The following is a 2,371-nucleotide window of genomic DNA, read 5'->3' as shown; positions in this document are numbered from 1 at the left end:
CCGGGAGGCCCCGGCGGTCCTCGCGGACCAGGAGGCCCGGGCGGTCCCGGAGGTCCGCGATAAGAGCGGGCTACGCTGCTTTCCGGCGTAAACTTGATTAAAGCCACCAACCGTTTTCAGGAGATGACCGTGAACAAGACTTCATCCCGTCGCAACATGCTGCGCCTCGCGGCTGCAGCGGCCGTCGCCACGGCCGCTCCGGTCGCCTTCGGCAACGACGTCCTCGTCAACATGCTTCTGGCGCTTGACCCGGTGTCCGCACCGCCTCCGCCCCCGAACAATCCTCCGCCCCCGCCGCGTCCGCAGTACTACGCGCCGCCCGAGCCCCGTCATGAACCGGGACACCCGGGTCGCAAGCCGGAGCCGCGCCGCGGCGACGGCGGTCCCCGCGGGCATGAAGGCCCTGGAGGGCGCGGCCCCGGTGAACCCGGCCGTCGCGAGCCGATGAACGGTCCCGGCGGACGCGGTCCCGACAACCGTCCCGGCGGCCAGCCGGGCGGACGCGGACCGGAGAACCGCCCGGGCGGAAATCCCGGCGGGCGCGGTCCCGGCAATCAGCCGAACCGTCCGAACGGAGGTGCCCAACCCGGTCGTCCCGGCGGCAACCCCGGCGGTAATCCCGCAGGACGGGGCCCCGGCAGCCAGCCCGGTGGCCGCGGACCGAACAACCAGCCAGGCGGCAATCCCGGCGGACGCGGTCCCGGTGGGCAGCCCGGAGGCCAGAACCGCCCGAACGGCGGCGGTCAGCCCGGCGGGAACCAGGGCGCGAAGCCCGGCAATCAGGGCGGACAGCCCAGCGGCGGCCAGGGCGGTCAGAACCGTCCGAACGGCGCCGGCGGACAGCAGCCGGGCGGTCAGGGCGCGGCCCCGGCCGGTCAGGCGAAGCCGATGTAAACCCAACGCTCCCCAGGGAGCCTGCGAAAAGACACAGGCCCCGGGGAAGCGGATTTGAAGAGAGGCACGGGAACTTCACCCCCGTGCCTCTTCTGTTGTGAGCGGTCTCCTCGCCTTGGGTCACGCGAAGCAGAGGAGCACGAGAACCGAGAGCGTCACCATCGAGAGGAGCGTCTGGGCGGTCGTGACCGCCGCCACCATCGGGGCGTTGCCGCCCATGCCCGCCGTCATCACGTAGCAGGACTGCGCCGTCGGGAGCGCGGCGAAGATGAGCACCACGCCGGCCGCCGTGCCGGTGAGCCCGAAGAGATAGATGAAGAGGGAGGCAAAGAGCGGCACGACCACGAGGCGCTCGACACTGGCCGCGAGGATGAGTCCCATGTGTCCGCGCAGTTCCCCGAGCCTGAGGCCCGCGCCGATCGAGAGCAGTCCCATCGCGAGCGAGGCGTTGCCGAGGTGCCTGAGGAAATCCGCCCCTGCCCTCGGCACGTGGATGCCGAGGATGTTGACGGCGAGCCCCGCGAGCGTCGCGAGGATGAGCGGATTTTTGAAGACCGCCTTCACCGTCGTGAGGACAAGCTTCGTGCGGTCCGGGTGGCCGTCGCCCTTCTCCATCGCCACGGCGCTCGCGAGCACCGCGACGGCGATCGAGTTCGAGATCGGCACCCAGAGGGCGATGAGGAGCGACATGAGGGAAAGCCCCTCGTCGCCGAGGAACCGCGAGCAGAGTGCGAAGCCGATGTAGGTGTTGAAGCGGAAGCCGCACTGGAAGACCGAGGCGTGCGTGACGTTGTCGGCCTTGACGAGATAGCGCACGAGCCAGGCGGCGACGACGCCCGTCATCATCGAGCCGATGCCCACCGCGAGAAAGTGCGCCGAGTCCCCGAGCGTGAAGTGCGACTGAGAGACCGACATGAAGAGGAGCGGCGGCAGCATCCAGTTGAAGACGATCGACTCGGCGCCGTCCCAGAAGGCGCGCGGATAGGACGTGCGCCGCGAGAGCCAGAGGCCGAGCAGGATGATCGCGAAGTCGGGAAGGACGAGAAGGACGCTTTCCATGGTCTCAGGCCTCCTGCACTGTCTGTGCTGACTGAACCGTCCGTCTGGGTGCCGGGCGGTGCGCCGCCCCGTGGGTCATCTGCGCGGCCGCGGCGCCGCCGATCAGCATCACGGCGCCGATGACCGCAGGGATCGTGAGCGATTCGCCGAGGATCAGCACGGCCGCAACGATGGCGGTGAGGGCCTCGAGGTAGCTCACGGCCGAGACGTAGGAGGCGGGCAGCTTCGGCACGCTCTCGAAGTAGAGGACGCCGGCGAAGCCCGTGTGGAAGAAGCCGAGGAAGAGGAGCGGCACGATGCTCGCGCTGATCGCCTCGGCGCTCGGGAGCGGCGCGCCGTTGGCGAGCGTGAAGACCGCCGTCACAGCGAGCGCCCCGCAGAAGACGGGGAGCGCGCTCATCGCGCCGCCCACGCCCTC

The 2,371-nt window shown here is 70.2% G+C and carries 2 protein-coding genes; both read right to left on the bottom strand.

Annotation, left to right across the window (positions count from 1 at the left end; genetic code table 11):
• Positions 1 to 1,014: 1,014 nt before the first annotated feature.
• A complete protein-coding gene (locus tag Q4F91_RS13340) occupies positions 1,015 to 1,953 on the bottom strand; it encodes an AEC family transporter (RefSeq protein ID WP_303338221.1) in 939 nt (312 codons plus the stop codon).
• A 4-nt stretch (positions 1,954 to 1,957) separates the two neighbouring features.
• Positions 1,958 to 2,371 (bottom strand): DMT family transporter (locus tag Q4F91_RS13335; protein ID WP_303338220.1); only part of this gene is annotated, 414 nt, incomplete at its 5' end.

This window comes from Sutterella sp. (genome assembly GCF_030539355.1).
Taxonomy (GTDB): Bacteria; Pseudomonadota; Gammaproteobacteria; order Burkholderiales; family Burkholderiaceae_F; genus Sutterella.
This window is presented reverse-complemented; position numbering and strand designations above follow the sequence as displayed.